The sequence below is a fragment of the Paraburkholderia azotifigens genome (genome assembly GCF_007995085.1).
In the GTDB taxonomy this organism is placed as follows: Bacteria; Pseudomonadota; Gammaproteobacteria; order Burkholderiales; family Burkholderiaceae; genus Paraburkholderia; species Paraburkholderia azotifigens.
Map to the genome: position 1 here is coordinate 387,854 of NZ_VOQS01000005.1, position 16,337 is coordinate 404,190.

At 65.9% G+C, this 16,337-nt stretch carries 15 protein-coding genes; 3 read left to right on the top strand and 12 right to left on the bottom strand.

Annotated elements, in window-relative coordinates; genetic code table 11:
- Window positions 1-63: 63 nt before the first annotated feature.
- Window positions 64-2,385: a TonB-dependent receptor gene (locus FRZ40_RS33495; protein ID WP_147237075.1), complete on the bottom strand. Its 2,322-nt coding sequence runs from the start codon at window positions 2,383-2,385 to the stop codon at window positions 64-66.
- Between the two features lie 231 nt (window positions 2,386-2,616).
- Between FRZ40_RS33495 and FRZ40_RS33500 the strand changes: the two genes are divergently transcribed.
- Window positions 2,617-3,744, top strand: a complete 1,128-nt coding sequence (locus FRZ40_RS33500) for an ATP-binding protein (protein ID WP_081767426.1) — start codon at window positions 2,617-2,619, stop codon at window positions 3,742-3,744.
- Here the strand turns inward: FRZ40_RS33500 and FRZ40_RS33505 are convergent.
- The 11 genes from FRZ40_RS33505 to FRZ40_RS33555 all read right to left on the bottom strand — a co-directional run bounded on the left by FRZ40_RS33505 (window position 3,684) and on the right by FRZ40_RS33555 (window position 14,221).
- Window positions 3,684-4,400, bottom strand: coding sequence for a response regulator transcription factor (locus tag FRZ40_RS33505; RefSeq protein ID WP_028364291.1), 717 nt, complete (start codon window positions 4,398-4,400; stop codon window positions 3,684-3,686). The two genes, FRZ40_RS33500 and FRZ40_RS33505, sit on opposite strands and share 61 nt — an antisense overlap.
- On the bottom strand, window positions 4,397-5,614 hold the full coding sequence (pqqE, locus tag FRZ40_RS33510; RefSeq protein WP_028364292.1) for a pyrroloquinoline quinone biosynthesis protein PqqE: 1,218 nt from the start codon (window positions 5,612-5,614) through the stop codon (window positions 4,397-4,399). Before pqqE ends, FRZ40_RS33505 begins: the two co-directional genes overlap by 4 nt.
- A gap of 4 nt (window positions 5,615-5,618) precedes the next feature.
- Complete coding sequence (gene pqqD / locus FRZ40_RS33515; protein WP_028364293.1) at window positions 5,619-5,909, bottom strand: pyrroloquinoline quinone biosynthesis peptide chaperone PqqD; 291 nt, start codon at window positions 5,907-5,909, stop codon at window positions 5,619-5,621.
- Window positions 5,906-6,613 carry a pyrroloquinoline-quinone synthase PqqC gene (gene pqqC / locus FRZ40_RS33520; RefSeq protein WP_147237076.1) on the bottom strand — a complete coding sequence of 236 codons (708 nt, stop codon included), beginning with the start codon at window positions 6,611-6,613 and terminating at the stop codon, window positions 5,906-5,908. The genes pqqD and pqqC overlap by 4 nt, the downstream gene beginning before the upstream one ends.
- A 30-nt stretch (window positions 6,614-6,643) precedes the next feature.
- Window positions 6,644-7,564 carry a pyrroloquinoline quinone biosynthesis protein PqqB gene (gene pqqB, locus FRZ40_RS33525; RefSeq protein ID WP_028364295.1) on the bottom strand — a complete coding sequence of 307 codons (921 nt, stop codon included), beginning with the start codon at window positions 7,562-7,564 and terminating at the stop codon, window positions 6,644-6,646.
- Between the two features lie 70 nt (window positions 7,565-7,634).
- Entirely contained in the window at window positions 7,635-8,201 is a 567-nt protein-coding gene (locus tag FRZ40_RS33530) for a cytochrome b (RefSeq protein WP_147237077.1), read from the bottom strand.
- A gap of 31 nt (window positions 8,202-8,232) precedes the next feature.
- Window positions 8,233-9,096 (bottom strand): formylmethanofuran dehydrogenase subunit C, encoded by an 864-nt coding sequence (locus FRZ40_RS33535; protein WP_147237078.1) that lies wholly within the window; start codon window positions 9,094-9,096, stop codon window positions 8,233-8,235.
- The gene (gene fhcD, locus FRZ40_RS33540) at window positions 9,093-10,037 is read right to left on the bottom strand and encodes a formylmethanofuran--tetrahydromethanopterin N-formyltransferase (RefSeq protein ID WP_028364298.1); all 945 of its coding nucleotides are present in this window, start codon (window positions 10,035-10,037) and stop codon (window positions 9,093-9,095) included. The genes FRZ40_RS33535 and fhcD overlap by 4 nt, the downstream gene beginning before the upstream one ends.
- 13 nt (window positions 10,038-10,050) lie before the next feature.
- A complete protein-coding gene (locus FRZ40_RS33545) occupies window positions 10,051-11,751 on the bottom strand; it encodes a formylmethanofuran dehydrogenase subunit A (RefSeq protein WP_147237079.1) in 1,701 nt (566 codons plus the stop codon).
- The gene (locus FRZ40_RS33550; protein WP_147237080.1) at window positions 11,748-13,124 is read right to left on the bottom strand and encodes a molybdopterin-binding domain-containing protein; all 1,377 of its coding nucleotides are present in this window, start codon (window positions 13,122-13,124) and stop codon (window positions 11,748-11,750) included. The genes FRZ40_RS33545 and FRZ40_RS33550 overlap by 4 nt, the downstream gene beginning before the upstream one ends.
- Window positions 13,125-13,435: 311 nt before the next feature.
- Window positions 13,436-14,221: a HisA/HisF-related TIM barrel protein gene (locus FRZ40_RS33555; protein WP_147237081.1), complete on the bottom strand. Its 786-nt coding sequence runs from the start codon at window positions 14,219-14,221 to the stop codon at window positions 13,436-13,438.
- A 16-nt stretch (window positions 14,222-14,237) separates the two neighbouring features.
- On the opposite strand from FRZ40_RS33555, the gene FRZ40_RS33560 reads away from it, so the two are divergent.
- Together FRZ40_RS33560 and FRZ40_RS33565 are read left to right on the top strand one after the other, a co-directional pair.
- Entirely contained in the window at window positions 14,238-15,257 is a 1,020-nt protein-coding gene (locus FRZ40_RS33560) for an ATP-grasp domain-containing protein (protein WP_147237082.1), read from the top strand.
- Window positions 15,254-16,333: a hydantoinase/oxoprolinase family protein gene (locus tag FRZ40_RS33565; protein WP_240057419.1), complete on the top strand. Its 1,080-nt coding sequence runs from the start codon at window positions 15,254-15,256 to the stop codon at window positions 16,331-16,333. The genes FRZ40_RS33560 and FRZ40_RS33565 overlap by 4 nt, the downstream gene beginning before the upstream one ends.
- Window positions 16,334-16,337 lie beyond the last annotated feature (4 nt).

Below are 16,337 nucleotides of genomic sequence, written 5' to 3' on the forward strand. Positions count from 1 at the left end.
AACCGATCCATTGTCTGCGATGGCAGGTCCACGTAGCCGCCGTCGCAGACATCACAACGCACCTCACTTCCACGCATACCTCAACCCCACCCACACCCCACGCGGCGCACCGATCCCAAGAAACTGCTCATTCGTCACGCCCGTCGGGTCGAACGTATGATTCGGCCCATTGAAGAAGTTCTCGCCGAGAATCGCGAAGTTCGCATAGTGCTTGTTCAGCAGATTCTTGACGGTCGCGAACACCTGAAGCTGTTTCGTCACGTTGTACGTGGTATCGAGATCGATGAGGAAGTAACCTGCGACCGTGCCATTGACGTCCTGATTGTTCTCGTCGCCACGCGCGAAAATGCTGCCGCGATACGTGAGATTCGTGCCGATGTTCCAGGCCGCGATCGGCGTGTAATCGATGCGCAGCTTCACCGTATTCTGCGGAATGCCGGGAATGCGGTCGCCGGAATGCACGGTGATGTTGCCGTCCGCGTCCGCGCTCGAATTGCTTGCGCTGCTCTCGGTCCACGTCGACTGATACGTCGCGTCCACGTAACTGTAGCTCGCGCTCACGCCCACCTTGCCGTACTTCGTGCGGCCCGCGAGTTCGAATCCCTGGCGACGCGTCTTGCCGACGTTCTGGAAGAATCCGAGCGTGCTGGCTGCGCCGTTGCTGCTGACGAACTGGATGTCATCGTCGAGCGTCGTGCGATACAGCGCCGCACTCCACGTCGTGTTGCTGCCGAGCCGCCCGCGCGCGCCGATTTCGAACGTCTTCGAAATGACGGGCTGCAGCGCCGGGTCCGCAATGAAATCGTTCGGCAGCGAGCAGGGCGCTGCAGGGTCCGCGCATGCGAGCTCGATCGACGTCGGCGAGCGCATCCCTTCGTTGTAGGTCGCGTAGGCGGTGAAGCTGTCGGTTGGATTCCAGTTGACGCCGATAGCCGGATTGAAGCGCGAAAACACATGGCGTCCGTCGAGCAGCGGCTGCACGCCGCTTTCGTCGCCGATCGTCGCGCGCGACCAGTTATAGCGGCCCGCGAACGTCATCGCCCATTGTTCGTTGAACGAGAATGTATCGGTGAAATAGACGCCGTAGGTTTCGTTGCGCGTCTTCGCATCCGTCGTCTGCTGGAACGGACCCGTGCCGATCGTGGCGCGCGTGTCGGTGAACGTCGCATCCTGCGAAGACTGCGTGAAATGCGTGTTCGCGAGATCGGCGGCGACACCGAGCGTCAGCTCATTGCGTTTGCCGAACAGGTTCTGTAACAGCGACAGTTGCAGACTGCCGCCGTAGCTTTCCGTGAAGACGGTCGACTGCACGTTGGTGGCGGGCGCGACATCGTCGGCGCCGACGATATCGTCGTTGACATTGCTGCTGACGTTCTCGTTGCGATAGTGGCGATAGTAGAGCGTGCCGCTCAGCTGCACGTTGGGCGTGAAATAGTGCTCGCCTGCAATCGTCAGGTAGCCGACCGTGTTGCTGTTCTGATCGGGAAACGTGTACGCCTGCTTGCGGTTGTCGAGAAACGAGCGCGGGATCGTCTGCGAGCCGTCGAGCGTGTTGTCCGCTGCCCCGCCGGAAACCGACAACGTGGTGTCGGCATCGTGATAGCGCAGCTTGCCGAAGGCCTGGCGCAGGCGGCTGCCGTTGTGATCGGCCCAGCCGTCGTCGTTGGTCAGATTGCCCGTGAAGTAGTAGTCGAAATTGCTGCCGATTACGCCGCCTTGCTGGATCTGCGCGCTCTTGCGTCCGAACGATCCGCCGCTGATCTCCGCTTCCCCGCCCGGCGACGAGCTGCCGTTCTTCGTCGCGATCGCGATCGCGCCGCCCAGCGTGTTGAGGCCGAAGGTCGGATTGGAGCCGGGAATCAGCTGGATCGTATCGATCGCGGCGGGCGGTATCAGATCCCAGTTGACGACGTCGCCGAACGGCTCGTTGACGCGCACGCCGTCCATGAACACGGAGAGTCCCTGCGGTGTGCCGAGCAGAGGCGAAGCGGTGAAGCCGCGGTAATTGATGTCCATCTGCGACGGATTGCCTTGCGCATCGTTGATGTCGACGCTTTGCAGATTCGTAGCGAAGTAGTCGGTCAGCGTATTCGGATGCTGCTGGTCGATCTCGCGGCCGCGTATCGTCTGCACGTTCGCGGGCACGAGTTCGATTGCCGTGCCGATGCCGACCAGCGGCGTCGTGCCGATCACGACGATCGTGGGCATTTCGGCCTGTCCGGTCGTGTTCTGTGCTGTCTGCTGCACCTCGGCGGGGGACGAGGGCGCTTCCTGCGACCATGCGGCCGCGCACAGGCTGGCCAATGCACTGCTGAACACCAGTTGGAATGCGCCGTTGCGAGAATGCAGTCGGACGCGTCGCGATTTGCGCCGCGAGGGTTTCATCGTTTTCGTCTCCAGCGGGTTGTTTCAGCCTTATGACGGCGGCGCGCTCGCGGGCTGCGCATGTAAGCCTCGTGTCGCTTTGCCGTTGCTTGCAGCGTCGCACAGGAAGGGCGCGCGATGCCCGGGAAGCTTTCCCGATTCTTTTGGGAGCCCTTCCCAAAGCGGCTAAATACGCAGCAAAAAGCACCCGTGGGATGAGTAGAATGAGTCACCGCTTCCATCGATACGCTCATGCCCGAAGCTCTCTCTTCACCCGGACCGGCGCACCGCGAGCCGGAGCCGCGGCAGGCAGCAGACAGTCGCGCGGATGCTGCCGGCGCAGCGCAATCGCAGCAGGCGCCGCGGCAGCCGCCGATTGCGGCGCACGCGAAGGAGTCGCGCTCCGTTGCATGGCGCGACTTCCTGTGCGTCGTGGTGCTGACGGTGATCGTTGGCGCGCTGTGCTCGACCTTCGACGTGAGCGAACTCGCGTATCGCTGGAGCCGCCGTGCCGAGCGTTATCAGCTCGACGAGTTGCCCGTCACGCTGTTCGTACTGGCGGCGGGACTCGCGTGGTTCGCGTGGCGCCGCTATCGGGAATCGCACAAGGAGTTGCTGCGCCGCCGCGCAGCGGAACAGGAAGCCGCACGTCTGCTCGCCGAGAACCGGCGGCTCGCCAGTCAGGCCATCGAAGCGCAGGAAGCCGAGCGCCGCCATCTCGCGCGCGAGCTGCATGACGAACTCGGGCAATACCTGAACGCGATCGCGCTCGACGCCGCGCGTATTCGCGATCTGTCGGCCTTATCGGCGGATCAGAAGGAAATTCATCGCGCGTCGCTGGCCGTGATGCAAAGCGCGGGCTTCGTTTATCGGCAGATCGGCGGAATGATCCGCAAACTAAGGCCCATCGGCCTCGACGAACTGGGCCTGCCGAGCGCACTCGAGCATTGCGTGGAAGGGTGGCGTGAGCGGCTTCCCGACGCATCGTTCAAGCTCACCATCGACGGCGACTTCGATGGTTTCTCCGACGCGCTCAACGTCACGCTCTACCGTCTCGTGCAGGAAGCGCTGACGAACATATCGAAGTTCGCGCGCGAAGCGAGCGTCGAAATCTATCTGGTGAGAGCGCCCGCCGACAGCGAACGCAGCGGCGAGATCGTCGTGACGGTTGCCGATGATGGCCCCGGTGTCGATCTGTCGAAACCGCGCATCGGCCTGGGCCTGATCGGCATGCGCGAGCGCATCGAAGCGCTAGGCGGCGAGTTTCATATGGCCAGCGAGCCTGGGCGTGGCTTTCTGCTGTGCGCGCGCGTGCCGGCTCAGGTCGGACTGCCCGAGCCGAGCGCTTCCATCGGCCCCGGCGAACGGAAAAGCTCGTGAGGCGCGGCCAGTTCCGAGAACTGAAGCCCGAGCCGTTGCGCGATCTGCACGAGCTGCACGCCATTGTTCGCACCAAACTTCTGGCGGATCGCCGACTGATGATTCGCAATCGTCTTCTGGCTCAAGCCGAGCCGTTCGGCGATCACGGGCAGCGTAAAGCCCTGCACGAGCAGGCGCAGCACTTCGAATTCGCGCGCGGACAACTGGCGCCCGGGCGGCCCTTCGCTGAACATCGTGCGTAGCGCGAGCGCATGCGAGACATCGGCGCTCAGATAGCGTACGCGGCGCGCGACGGCGCGCACCGCTTCGACGAGCACATCGGGCGCGCTCGCTTTCGTCACGTAGCCGCACGCACCCGCATCGAATGCGCGTCGCACGAACAGCGTTTCTTCATGCACGCTGAAAATCAGCACGCGCGCTTCCGGCTCGCGTGCGAGCATGCGCCGCATCGCTTCGATGCCGCTCGCGCCGGGCAACGCCAGATCCATCACGACGACGTCGGGCTGCAGTGCGCAAAAGCGCTGATACGCCTGGGTCGCGTCGGCGGCCTCGCCCGCGACGCGGACGTCGGGACTGAGCTCGAGCAACCTTCGATAGCCTTCGCGCACGACGGCATGATCGTCGACGAGAAGCACGGAGATAGAGGGCGTCGTCATGATCGCGCTCCCTCGTTGCGGGGCGCCGCAGTGGATTCGCTTGCGCCCGCCGCAAGGCGCCGCGAGTTCGCGTCGTTGCGGAACGTGACGGGCTGTTCGTTCGGCGCAAGCGCCGCCGAACGGTTCGCCGCCTCGCGCACGACGCGCACGACCTGCTCGTGATGCGCAGACTTGTCGCAGACGGGATCGGCATTGGCCGCGTCCTGCGTCAGCAGATACGCCTGACAGCGGCAGCCGCCGAGATCTTGAGTCTTCTCATCGCAACTGCGGCACGGCTCCTTCATCCACTCGAAGCCGCGAAAGCGGTTGAACGCGTCGCTGTCGAACCAGATGTGTTCGAGCGGCGTGTCCTTAACGTTCGGAAACGTGAGGCCGGGCAGCGAGCGCGCCGAATGGCAGGGCAGCGCGGCGCCATCGGGCGCAATGCCGAGAAACACCGAACCCCAGCCGTTCATGCAGCGCTTGGGCCGCGTTTCGAAGTAGTCGGGCACGACAAAGAAGATCTTGCAGCGGTTGCCGATTTCCTCGCGATAGCGCTGGACGACGGCCTCCGCTTCGCGCAGCTGTTCGGCTGTCGGCATCAGCTGTGCGCGGTTCGCGTGCGCCCAGCCGTAGTATTGCGTGTTCGCGAGTTCCAGATATTCGGCGCCCATCGCGAGCGCCATGTCGATGATCTTGTCGACGTGCGGCAGGTTGTAGCGATGCAGCACGCAGTTGAGCACCATCGGAAAGCCATGCGCCTTGATCGAACGCGCGACGCGGTTCTTCAGGTCGAACGTGCGCGTGCTGCTGAGAAAGTCGTTGAGTTCCTGCGTCGAGTCCTGAAACGACAGTTGAATATGATCGAGCCCGTTGGCCTTCAGCACTTCGAGACGCGCATCCGTCAGCCCGACGCCCGACGTGATAAGGTTCGTATAGAAGCCCAGCCGGTGCGCTTCGGCGACGAGTTCTTCCAGGTCGTCGCGCATCAGCGGCTCGCCGCCTGAAAAGCCGAGTTGCGCGGCGCCGAGCTTGCGCGCCTGCTGCAGCACGTCGATCCATTGCGCGGTGCTCAGTTCGTCGCGATGGTCGGTGTAGTTGACCGGGTTGTAGCAGAACGCGCAATGCAGCGGGCAGCGGTACGTGAGTTCCGCAAGCAGCCACAACGGCGGCCCCACGCTGCTGCGCGACGCCTGCTGCGCGTGCTCCTGCGAAGGTGTCGAGAGATCGGTCATGCTGTCACTCCAGCCAGCCACGCGAGCGCGCGTGGTCCACGAAGGCTTCGACTTCCGGTGCGAGACCCTTCGCGTTGAAAGTCTGTTCGAGTTCGGCGACGAGCGCGGCCATGTCGCGCGTGCCGTCGCAGCGCAACAGGATTTGCGCGGCGCTCTGGTTCAGCTTGACCATGCCTTCGGGATACAGCAGCACATGCGCATCCTGAGCCGGTTCCCATTGCAGGCGAAACAGGCTGCTGAGTTTCGGGCCGCGTTTTTCAGGGGTTTGCGCGTTGTCGGTAGTCGGCGTGTTCATGCTGGGAAGGCCTTCTCGATCGCGTCGAGCATCGTCCAGAGAATGTCGAGCTTGAATTGCAGAATGTCGAGCGCGCGTTCCTGCTGTTCGCGCGTGCGGAAATGATCGAGCGTGACGGCGAGGCCATGTTCGACGTCGCGTTGCGCGAGCGAAATGCGCGAACGGAAATACGCAAGGCCCTCGGGTTTGATCCACGGATAATGCCCGGGCCATGTGGAAAGCCGGTCTTTATGGATCTGCGGCGCGAAGATCTCCGTCAGCGACGAACACACGGCTTCCTGCCACGGCGCGCGGCGCGCGAAGTTCACATACGCGTCGACGGCGAAGCGCACGCCCGGCACTACATGTTCGAGCGACCACAACTCGTCGCGCGACAAACCAACGGCATCGCCGAGCTGAGCCCAGGTTTCGATGCCGCCTTCGTCTTCGCCGTAACCGTCGTGATCGAGAATGCGCAGCACCCAGCGGCGGCGCGTTTCGCGATCAGGGCAATTCGACAACACGGCGGCATCCTTCAGCGGAATGTTGATCTGATAGTAGAAGCGGTTCGCGACCCAGCCGCGAATCTGCTCGCGCGAACAGCCGCCGCTGTTCATCTTCACGTTGAACGGATGATGAATGTGATACGCCTGTCCCTTCGCGCGCAATTGCGCTTCGAATTCATCGCGGGTCCATGCCGGGCCGCTGCCGCCTTTGACATTCATCGATCGATTCTCCGCTGATTCACGATTCACTCACAGCTCGAACAGCATCCCGTCATGCGCGACTTCGATGCCGTGCTGCGCCAGCGTGCGGCGCTCGGGACCGTCGTCGATCAGGATGGGATTCGTGTTGTTGATATGTATTAGCACCTTTCGCGCATTCGGCCTATCGAGCGAATCCAGCACGTCGATCATGCCGCCCGGTCCCGTTTGCGCGAGGTGGCCCATGTCGCCAGCCGTTTTCTTCGAGAGGCCGAGTTCGATCATTTCGTTGCTGGTCCATGTCGTGCCGTCGACGAGCAGCAGGTCGGCGCTGCGCATCGCGTCGCGGATGTGCGGTTCGAGCACGCCGAGTCCGGGCGCATAGAACACGCGTTTGCCGGAAGCGGGCGCCGTGATCAGCAGCCCGATGTTGTCGCCGCGCTGCGGCGCCGCGCGGTGCGGTGAGTAGGGCGGTGCCTTGCTCGACAGCGGCAGCGCTTCGATGCGCACGCCCGGCAGCGCGGCGATCTCGAACGGGCCGGCATCGAGATCGATGGTGTGACGCTCGACGCCGCAGTAGTGCGACAGGATCGAGACGATCGGGAAACCTGACGACAGGTCTTGCCAGACGGCATCCGTTGCATGCAGCGGCAGCGGCGCGCTGTTTTCGCGCAGCATCAGCAGGCCGGTGACGTGATCGATCTGCGCATCCATCAGCAGCACGGCGGCGATGCCCGTGTCGCGTGCGTGACGCGCCGGCTGCATCTCCGGGTTGGCGGCGATCTGCGCAAGGAGGTCGGGCGACGCATTCACGAGCAGCCACGCGATGCCGTCGACGCTCACGGCAATCGAAGACTGCGTGCGCCGCTGTGCCGCGATCTTGCCATTGCGCACGCCGTCGCAGTTGCGGCAGTTGCAGTTCCATTGTGGAAATCCGCCACCCGCCGATGAACCGAGCACCTTGACCTTCATCGTCCCCTTGCTCCCTAAAGAACCGCTAAAAATGCCTTTAAAAAGGGCCTCGATTGATGAATGCCGCGCATTACGGCAGCATCCTGCGCAGCAATCCGTCGCGATTCATCATCTGATGCTTGAGCGCGCCCGCCACATGCAGCGCGATCAGCGCTATGAAGACCCATGCGACAACCTCATGAATGCCGAACCAGAACTGACGCAGTTCCTTGTCGTCCCAACCCCACTTCGGCAGCAACATGCCCCAGAAGCGCGTGCCGTACGTGTTGAACGACGAGCCCAGATAGCCCGTCACCGGCATCGCGATCATTGCAGCGTATAAAAGAACCTGCGTAGCGCTCGCGGCGGCGCGTTGCCACGCTCGCATCGGCGGCAACGGCGGCCTGCCGGATACCATGAGAACTCCGATGCGGATCAGCACCAGCAGGAAAACCGTCAAGCCCAGCGACTTGTGAAAGTTGATCAGCGCGGCCTTGAAGGGCAGGCCGCGCGGCAGTCCGACCATATAGAGGCCGATACCCAGCATCGCGATGATGCACACGGCGATCAGCCAGTGCAGCACGATCAGCGCCATCGGGAAGCGTTCCGGTGTCTCTTTCCCTCGGTGCGCGATATCGGTCGAGCGAGTCGCGTTCATGTCGTTCCCTCGGTCATTCGCGGCGGCTGCATCATTCGACGAGCAACAGTTCGCCGCGTCCGTCGACGGCCAGATCGCCCGTGTAACGCTGCGGCACCCTGTGCGCGTCGAGCGCGGCGAACGGTGCGAGGCGCGGTGCCAGCGCAGCGGACACGGAAGCGGCCACGCCGCATTCGGCCGCCAGCGCCCGCGCGAACAACGACCAGAACACGTCGTAGCCGCTGCCGCCCGTCGTGAACGTGGGCGGAATGCGTTCGGGCCGTTGCAACAGCAACAGCGTGCCGCGCCGCATGCCGTAACCATAGTGCGCGCCAAGGCGGCCCGCAATGCCGATCGTCCCGGCCACGAGCCGCGACGCCGCGTAATCGCCCGTATCGCCGCCGATCAGCACGATGCCGCGCCGCATCCGGTCGCCGAGCCGCGCGCCCGCATTGCCCGCGACGACCAGCGTGCCGCCCGTCATGCCTTCCATGCCGCCTGGCAGCGCGCCGGCGATGAAGTCGCCGCTATTGCCCGCGACGGCGAGCGTGCCGCCGCGCATCTCGCAGCCGGTAAACGCGCCTGCGTCGCCCGCTATTTCCAGCGTGCCGCCTGCCATGCGCCAGCCCGCGTAATCGCCTGCCGATCCTTCGATGCGCAGACTGCCCGCGTCCAGTTGCGCGCCGAGCCTGTCCAGCCAGCTCGCGTCGCCTTCGATCACGAGACGTGCGCCGTTGTCGCCCGTATCGACGCGGATATCGAACAGATCGCCGACCGCGCACGCGTCGTTGCTTGCAGGCAGCATCAGGCGCGCCATCTCCGCATCCGAAAGCACGGCTAAGGCGGACGGCAACAGCGCCGACCCGTCGACGCGAAAGCCAGGCGCGTGCTTCACGCTCAATGTGACGGCGCTCATGCCGCCCCCGTTTTGCGCTGCACAATCGATGCAGCCAGTTCGTGCAGCCTGAAGTGGTAGGGCCCGAGCTTGCCGCCATAGTTCCCGGCGGAAATGCGCACCACACCGCTGCCGGGCGTGGATGCCGCCTCGATGCCCGCCGTCATCGCCGCGCCGACGTCGGCGTCCGTCAATCCGTCGATCACGATCTCCAGCACGCAGCCCGTCTGTGCATCGAGTTCGCTGCGTTGCGACAGGCCCGTGAGCGTCGGGCAGAAGGCGTCGTTGGTCGACGCGACCGCGCCCTTGTATTTCGAGCCGATCTTCGATCCCGAGCGCACGACGCCGCCCGGAAACGGCGTGATCACGTTCACGAGCCGGTGCATTGCGGCGACGGCGGCTTCGGCGCCCGCGAGCGCGCTGTCCAGATCGCGTGCGAGCAGCAGCAGGTTGCCGCCGCCGACGGCCTTCACGGTCTGCACCGACTCTTCGCAGACGAATTCGCCGTCCATCACGGGCACGCGCCAGTAGCGCACGCCGCCGAGCATTTTCGAAATCTGCCAGCCGTCGCCGAAATATCGCAGCGAGCCGCCGAGCGGCGCAACATCCGACAGCGGCGCGCGCGACGTTGCGGGATCGACGCCGTTGTAGACGGCCGTGGTCGGGCACGTCAGCACGCATTGCCCGACGCGCCGCGCGATCTGCTTCGCCAGTTCCTTCGACGACACCGCGAACATCAGTACCGAGATGCCGGGGCGGCCATCGGGCGTCGCGTCGGCGCGAATCTCGTGCTCGATACCCGCTTCGCAGCCGCAATCGATCACCGAGGTCGCGAAGCCCGTCAGCGAATCCGCCGCGGCGCGCGCCCAGCGCGGCGTGTGCGCGGTGATGACGAGGCGCGTCGCCTTCATCGGGAAGGCTTCAGCGAAGGTGTCGTCGATCAGGGTGTCGTTGATCTGCATCGCGCGTCCGCCTTCACGCTCGCGCAAGGCACGCGACGGGCAAGAGCCGTCCGCCGCGGCAGCATGCGCAAATTTCGTCGTCGCTGATCGCGGCATGCGCGAAGTTGCCGGCCAGATTCGTTTCGCTGTACTGGCGCAGCGTCTGTTCGATGCTCCTGTCGTAGTCGGGCGAGACGAAGTGGATGCCGCCCGTCGGCGTCGACACGAGGTTGCCGTCGCGCGCGACCAGCTGGCCGTCCTTGAACACGAACGCGGGCGATGTGAACATCCGCTCGCGGTCGGCGTCGTCGCGATACACGGCGATGTCGGCGGCCGCGCCCGCTGCGAGATGGCCGCGATCCTTCAGGCCGAGCAGCTTCGCCGGACCCGCGCGCGTGATGATCGCGATGTCGTACAGCGAGAACTCGCGCGTGAGTTCGGGCAGCGCGCTCGCGACTTTCGCTTCGGGATGCAGGCGGTCGAGCTGTGCGTCGCGAAACGGCTTGTCCATCAGCAGGCGGATCAGATGCGGATAGCTCGTGAAGGGGCCGCCGTTCGGATGATCGGTCGTCATCGACACGCGCCACGGGTCGTTCACCAGCAGAAAAATCTCGAGCCCGATGATCCATTGCAGCGCGTTCACATAGCTTTGCTCGCGGTAACGGAACGGCACCACGCCGCAGCCCGCATCGCATTCGATATCGCCGACGATCCATTTATGCGGCCGCGCGAGGGGCGCGTTCCTGAACTGCATCATCGTGTCGCCGGATGCCGTCACGGTCTGGCCGAAGATGATCTGTCCCACGTCGATCGACACATTGGGGCGCGCATTCACGGCATCGGCGATCGCGCGCGCACCCGAAGAAAACTTGCGCGGACCTTCCGTGCCGTAGCTGTGAAACTGGATGTGCGTGAGATGGACGGGCAGGCCGTCGGCTGCATCCATCGTCGCGATCGTCGATTCGATGTTGCCCGGCACGCCGAGGTTGCTCGCATGCACGTGCAACGGATGCGGCACGCGCAGTTCCGTCAATGCGCGCGTCAGCGTGCGGAGCACGTCGCGCGGCGTGATGCCGTAGTGCGCGTGCGCCTCGTCGACATCGAGCGAGCGCTGGTTGAACTTGAACGCCGAGATGCCGCCAGGATTTACCACCTTCACGCCGAGCGCGCGGCTCGCGTGCATCGTCCAGCCGACGTAATCGCGCACGCGCTCGAAGTCGTTTTTGGCGGCGAGCATCTGCAGCAGCAGTTCGTCGTTGCCGAGCATCACGTAGGCGCCGTGATCGATGATGGGCGTGTCGCCCATTTCCAGATGCGCGTGTCGTGCGTTCGACGCGATCATCGCGGGCTCGAAGGCCGCCGTGTAGCCCATTTCCGCGTAGCGGTAGCCGGTGGCGAGCGTGCCCGGCGTGCAGATGCCGCACGACGGCATGCGCAGATAGCGGCCCCGTTCGTCCTGCACGGTTTCGTAGGACGCGTCGCGCGGCCGGTCGTCGCGATGATCTTCGGGCAACAGCAGGCGCGACAGGTTCGTCTTGCCGCCGCCGATGTGCGAGTGCAGATCGATGCCGCCCGCCATCACGATCATGCCTTGCGCGTCGTAGTCGCAGTCGACGGCGGCGCCCGCGGGTGCGTCGACGATACGGCCGTCGCGGATATACAGGTCGCGCTGCACGCCGTCGACGCCATTGGCGGGGTCGTACACGCGGCCGCCGCGAAGTCGGGACATGCTCATGCCGGCCTCCGTGTCAGCACGGCGCGCGCGGCGCGGCCGGCGGCAAGCTGATCGGCGAGCTGCGCCGCGATCGACGCCACGCCCGGCAGCGCAATGTGCCGCGCCGCATGCAGCGGCACGACCACGGACGTATCGACGCGAAACAGATGCCCGTCGCTGTCGATGCCGGGTGTCGCGACGGGAATGAACACGGTCTTCGCCGAGCGCGGCTGCGCGTGGGCGGGCTCGAAGGTCGACGCGAGCGCGGGTGTCCCGAGCACGATCACGGGTGTCCCGGCATCGAGCGCGGCGGGCAGCGGATGCGGGTCGAAGCTCGCGATCCACAGCAGCGCGTCGGCTTCGCCCGCAGCGAGCAGCCGTTCCGTGCGATAGCGATACGGATCGTGGTCGAGCGGCGGTGTGCCGGGCAGCCGTTCGGGCGTCGACACGCGCGTGCGCAGCGGAAAGCCCGACAGCCACGTGACCGTCTGGTTGACGCTCAGCGCGCCGTCCGCGCCGCCGAGCGTCAGGACGCCCGCGCGGCTCGTGCGATTGATGGCCTTGACGATCCGGTGCAGCGCTTCGATCAGCAAGGCGGCATGCGGCTGAGGCAGCGCGCCCGGCTCGATCACGAAGGCCGTGTAGCGCGCTTCGACAATGCGTGCCATCAGCGACGCGAGCGCCGTCGCGATACCCGAGCCGTTTTCGAGCGACTCCGGCTTGCGGCCCTCCGCGATCGCCGACCAGAACGCGAGCACGTCATGCGGCGAAGCATCGGCGAGCATCGACTCGTGGCGTCCGCTCGCAGCGGGATCGCTTGCGCAGCAGACGAAGCGGATCTCGCGCTGCGCCGACGTTCCGCTCGCGATGCGCTCGTAGAAACGCGGATGCCGCGCGGCAGGCTCGCAGCCGAACACGACGAGCAGATCGGCGCGCGAGCGGACTTCGGACAAGGTCGTGAAGAACGCGCCGCGATCCTGCAGCGCGAGTGTCGCGGCGCTCAGCGCGTCGCCGTGCATCGAATCGAGCGTCGCGCCGCAGCCGGCGGCAAGCTCATAGAGCGCGCGTGCGCCCGCGATGTCGGTCCCGCACCCGCCGAACAACGGCCGCCGTGCCTGCATGAGCACAGCTGAGGCTGCTTCGATGGCGTCTTCGAGCGAGACGGGCGCGCCATCGACGGAAGGTGCGCAGACGTTGTCGCTCGCGTCGTAGCGCGTGAGCGCGGCGGCGAGTCTTGCGCATTGAGTCGCCGGTACGCGAAGCGATTGATCGCCCGAAAGGTGAGCCTCGATGTCGTCACACAACAACGGGCAGAAGGGGCATGTCCAGTCGCGCGTAGCCGAAACGGACGGCAACGGCCCACGTGCGGCCGGTGTCGCATTGGCATTCGTCATGGGGGCGTGGGTTCATGCATGAAAACCCGTTCAGCAAGGTCCGTGCCGATTTCGCGGAGATGTCGCCTCGTGCTCGTGCCGCAAGGGCTTCACGCATTTCGATGCAAATGCGTCGTGCAACGTAGCACTGTACCGTGCATGAACACCTCAGGCGCCACCGTCGATCACGCGGCGCGACAGCCCGCGCGCAGCACAGTATGTGCTCCGCGCTGCAACAGTGTGTCACTTGAGGACAGTGCGCTGCCCAATGCGCATGGGAGCCGCGCCGTTGCTGCAACGCGGACCGCGTGGCATGGATATTGTTTCGCGGATCACGCCGCGGCTTCCGGACGTGTCGCGTGCGTTGCCTGAGTCGTGCCGAGTTTGCCGTCGTGAAGCGCCGATGCGACGAGCCATGCATGCGCGCCGCTGCGTGCCGCGGCATCGAGATCGTCGCGATGACGGATGCCGCCCGCACCGATCGTCATGCGCTGGGCCGCTTGTGCGTGAAGGCGGTTGAACGTGTCGAGATCGGGGCCGGCGTCCGCGCCGACCTGATCGAGCGTCATCACGATCACACGCGACGGCCACGAATCGGGCGAGCGCAGCGCATCGACTAGTGCGGGCGCGGCGATCAGCTGGCCATGGCGATGGTCGAGCGACAGGATGGGCGCGTAGCCGGCTGCTTCGGCTTCGTGCAGGGCGTCGGGTGAACGCAGCGACTCGGAGCCGAATACGGGCACGATGCGCGCGCTGTTGGCGTTGACGGAAGAAGCGATGCGCTCGAGATGCGCGCGCATCGACGGGAAATCGGCGAAGCCTGCGTCGAGCCAGATCTCGAACGGGCGCGGGAGATCCGGCGATGCACCGAGGCGCGCGGCCAAGCTCGAGCCGAGCTCGGCCAGCGTCGACGGATCGGCGCCGCGCGACATGATCGCGCCGAGGTCGGCGACGTACAGCGTGTCGGCGGATGTTGCGGCAACGAGTGCACGGGCGACGTCGAGCGGGCTGCTCGTCGCGCACAGCGAAGACTGGATGGGCCGATAGTTCGCGCGGTCGCCGCGTATCGCGCGCACCGCGTGGCCGTCGAGCAGATCGAGAACCGGGATCACCTGCATGCGGAGACGTTCCTTGATGAAGCTCTGGGTTTATGAGTATCTCACTGGCGGCGGCATCGACGCGCAACTGGCGGGCAGCAGCAGTCTCGCCGATCTGAGCGCGCTGGTGGTGGAAGGGCGCGTGATGCGCGATGCGATCGTCGGCGATCTGCGGCAACTCGACGGCGTGCAGGTGAGCTTCGCGAGTTCGCGCTTCGAGCAGGTTGCGCCCGGCCTCCGGCATGACCGCGCAAAGCCGGGCGAAACGATGCTGGAGTTCGTCTCGCGCGCCGCGCGCGAGCACGATTACGCGTGGATCGTCGCGCCCGAGTGCGACGGGCTGATGCTCGATCTCGCCGATGCCGTGGGCCCGTCACGCTGGATCGGCTGTACGAAGGAGGCCATCGCGCTCGCGTCGAGCAAGCGCACGACAGCGGCACGGCTTGCCGCGCGCGGCATCGCCGTGACGCCTGCACTCGAACCCGCGCAGCTCGATCCCGCCGTGCAGCGGCGCTGGGTCGTCAAGCCGGACGACGGCGCGGGCGGCCTCGACACCTTCGTTTTCGACGACGCGGACGCCGCGCGCGCCGAATACGCCGCGCGTCGCGCGGCGGCGCGCGAGACCGTGCTGCAGGCGTGGGTGGACGGCGAACCGCTGAGCCTGTCGTTGATCTGCGATAGCGAAGGCGCGACGCTCGTCAGCATCAACCGGCAAAGGATCGACGTGGACGCCCCTGCCGCGGGCCATGCGGGGCAGGTCGTCAGCTTCGACGGCGTGGATGTCGACCGGATCGCGCGCGACAGCGCGCAAGGCCGTACGCTCGATGCGCTCGCGCGGCAGGTCGCGGCGTCGTTGCCAGGCCTGCGCGGTTTCGTCGGCATCGATGTGGTGTGGAATCCGGAGCGCGGGCCGGTCGTGATCGAGGTGAATCCGCGCGCGACCGTCGCCTATGCAGGCCTGTCCGCGCGGCTCGGCCGCAATCTGGCCGTCGACGTGCTCGCGGCGCACGGTCTGCAGGTTCACGCCGGACTGTCCGCATGCGGAACGGCATCATGAGCGCGCCCGTGGTGTTCGGCTGGGATGTCGGCGGCGCGCATGTGAAGGTGTCGCGGGTCGACGCGGCGGGCGTCGTCGCCGATATCGCGCAATGGGCGTGTCCGCTGTGGCAGGGGCTGGAGCACCTGCATCGCGCGATCGACGCCGCGGCTGCGCGCTGGCCCGACGTCCACGCCGCGCACGCGCGTCACGCCATCACGATGACGGGCGAAATGGTCGATCTGTTCGCGGATCGCGAGCACGGCGTCCATGCGCTCGTCGATGCGCTCAGCGAACGGCTCGGCGCCGATACTGCGTTTTTCGCAGGCGCGTCGGGCTGGCTCGACGCCGCGCAGAGCATCGCGCAATGGCGCGCGGTGGCGTCGGCGAACTGGCTCGCGACCGCGCAGCATGTCGCGGCGTGCCTGTCTGATTGCCTGCTGATCGATATCGGCAGCACCACCACGGATATCGTGCCTATTGTCGACGCCCGTGTCGCGGCGCGCGGCAACGACGATGCGACGCGGCTCGTGACGGGAGAACTCGCCTATCACGGCGTCGTGCGCACGCCGCTGTGCGGGATCGCGCACCGGATCGCGTTTCGCGGCGAGACGGCGGGCGTGATGAACGAATGGTTCGCGACGAGCGCCGACATCTATCGCGTGACGGGCGAGCTGTGGCCGCCGCACGACCAGCACGCCAGCGCCGACAACGGCCCGAAGACAGTCGCGGCAAGCTGCGCGCGGCTCGCGAGAACGATCGGCCGCGATGCCGGCGACGCGTCGGAAGACGAATGGCGTGCGTTCGCGCACGAATGGCGCAACGCGCAATTGCGCGCGATCGGCGCGAGTGTCGAGCAGGTGTGGGCGGCGCATCCGTCGCTGGCGGGTGCGCCCGTCGTCGGGGCGGGTTGCGGGCGGTTTCTGGCGGCGGCGCTGGCAAGCGCTCACGGATGCGATTACGTCGATTTCGGCACGTTCGTGCAGACGGCGCCGGAGGCGCCACGCGATGCCGCCGAATGGATCGCGACGTGCGCGCCGGGCGTGGCCGTCGCATGGCTGATGGCGGGGAGGGATCGGGAGCAGCGGGCTGCGTGACAGG

Coding starts and splice junctions, on each gene's coding strand:
- FRZ40_RS33535 (WP_147237078.1), bottom strand. CDS start 9,096: ATGAGCGCCGTCACATTGAGCGTGAAGCACGCGCCTGGCTTTCGCGTC.
- FRZ40_RS33565 (WP_240057419.1), top strand. CDS start 15,254: ATGAGCGCGCCCGTGGTGTTCGGCTGGGATGTCGGCGGCGCGCATGTG.
- pqqB (WP_028364295.1), bottom strand. CDS start 7,564: ATGAAGGTCAAGGTGCTCGGTTCATCGGCGGGTGGCGGATTTCCACAA.
- FRZ40_RS33530 (WP_147237077.1), bottom strand. CDS start 8,201: ATGAACGCGACTCGCTCGACCGATATCGCGCACCGAGGGAAAGAGACA.
- pqqE (WP_028364292.1), bottom strand. CDS start 5,614: ATGACCGATCTCTCGACACCTTCGCAGGAGCACGCGCAGCAGGCGTCG.
- FRZ40_RS33545 (WP_147237079.1), bottom strand. CDS start 11,751: ATGAGCATGTCCCGACTTCGCGGCGGCCGCGTGTACGACCCCGCCAAT.
- FRZ40_RS33555 (WP_147237081.1), bottom strand. CDS start 14,221: ATGCAGGTGATCCCGGTTCTCGATCTGCTCGACGGCCACGCGGTGCGC.
- FRZ40_RS33495 (WP_147237075.1), bottom strand. CDS start 2,385: ATGAAACCCTCGCGGCGCAAATCGCGACGCGTCCGACTGCATTCTCGC.
- pqqD (WP_028364293.1), bottom strand. CDS start 5,909: ATGAACACGCCGACTACCGACAACGCGCAAACCCCTGAAAAACGCGGC.
- FRZ40_RS33550 (WP_147237080.1), bottom strand. CDS start 13,124: ATGACGAATGCCAATGCGACACCGGCCGCACGTGGGCCGTTGCCGTCC.
- fhcD (WP_028364298.1), bottom strand. CDS start 10,037: ATGCAGATCAACGACACCCTGATCGACGACACCTTCGCTGAAGCCTTC.
- FRZ40_RS33505 (WP_028364291.1), bottom strand. CDS start 4,400: ATGACGACGCCCTCTATCTCCGTGCTTCTCGTCGACGATCATGCCGTC.
- pqqC (WP_147237076.1), bottom strand. CDS start 6,613: ATGAATGTCAAAGGCGGCAGCGGCCCGGCATGGACCCGCGATGAATTC.
- FRZ40_RS33500 (WP_081767426.1), top strand. CDS start 2,617: ATGCCCGAAGCTCTCTCTTCACCCGGACCGGCGCACCGCGAGCCGGAG.
- FRZ40_RS33560 (WP_147237082.1), top strand. CDS start 14,238: ATGAAGCTCTGGGTTTATGAGTATCTCACTGGCGGCGGCATCGACGCG.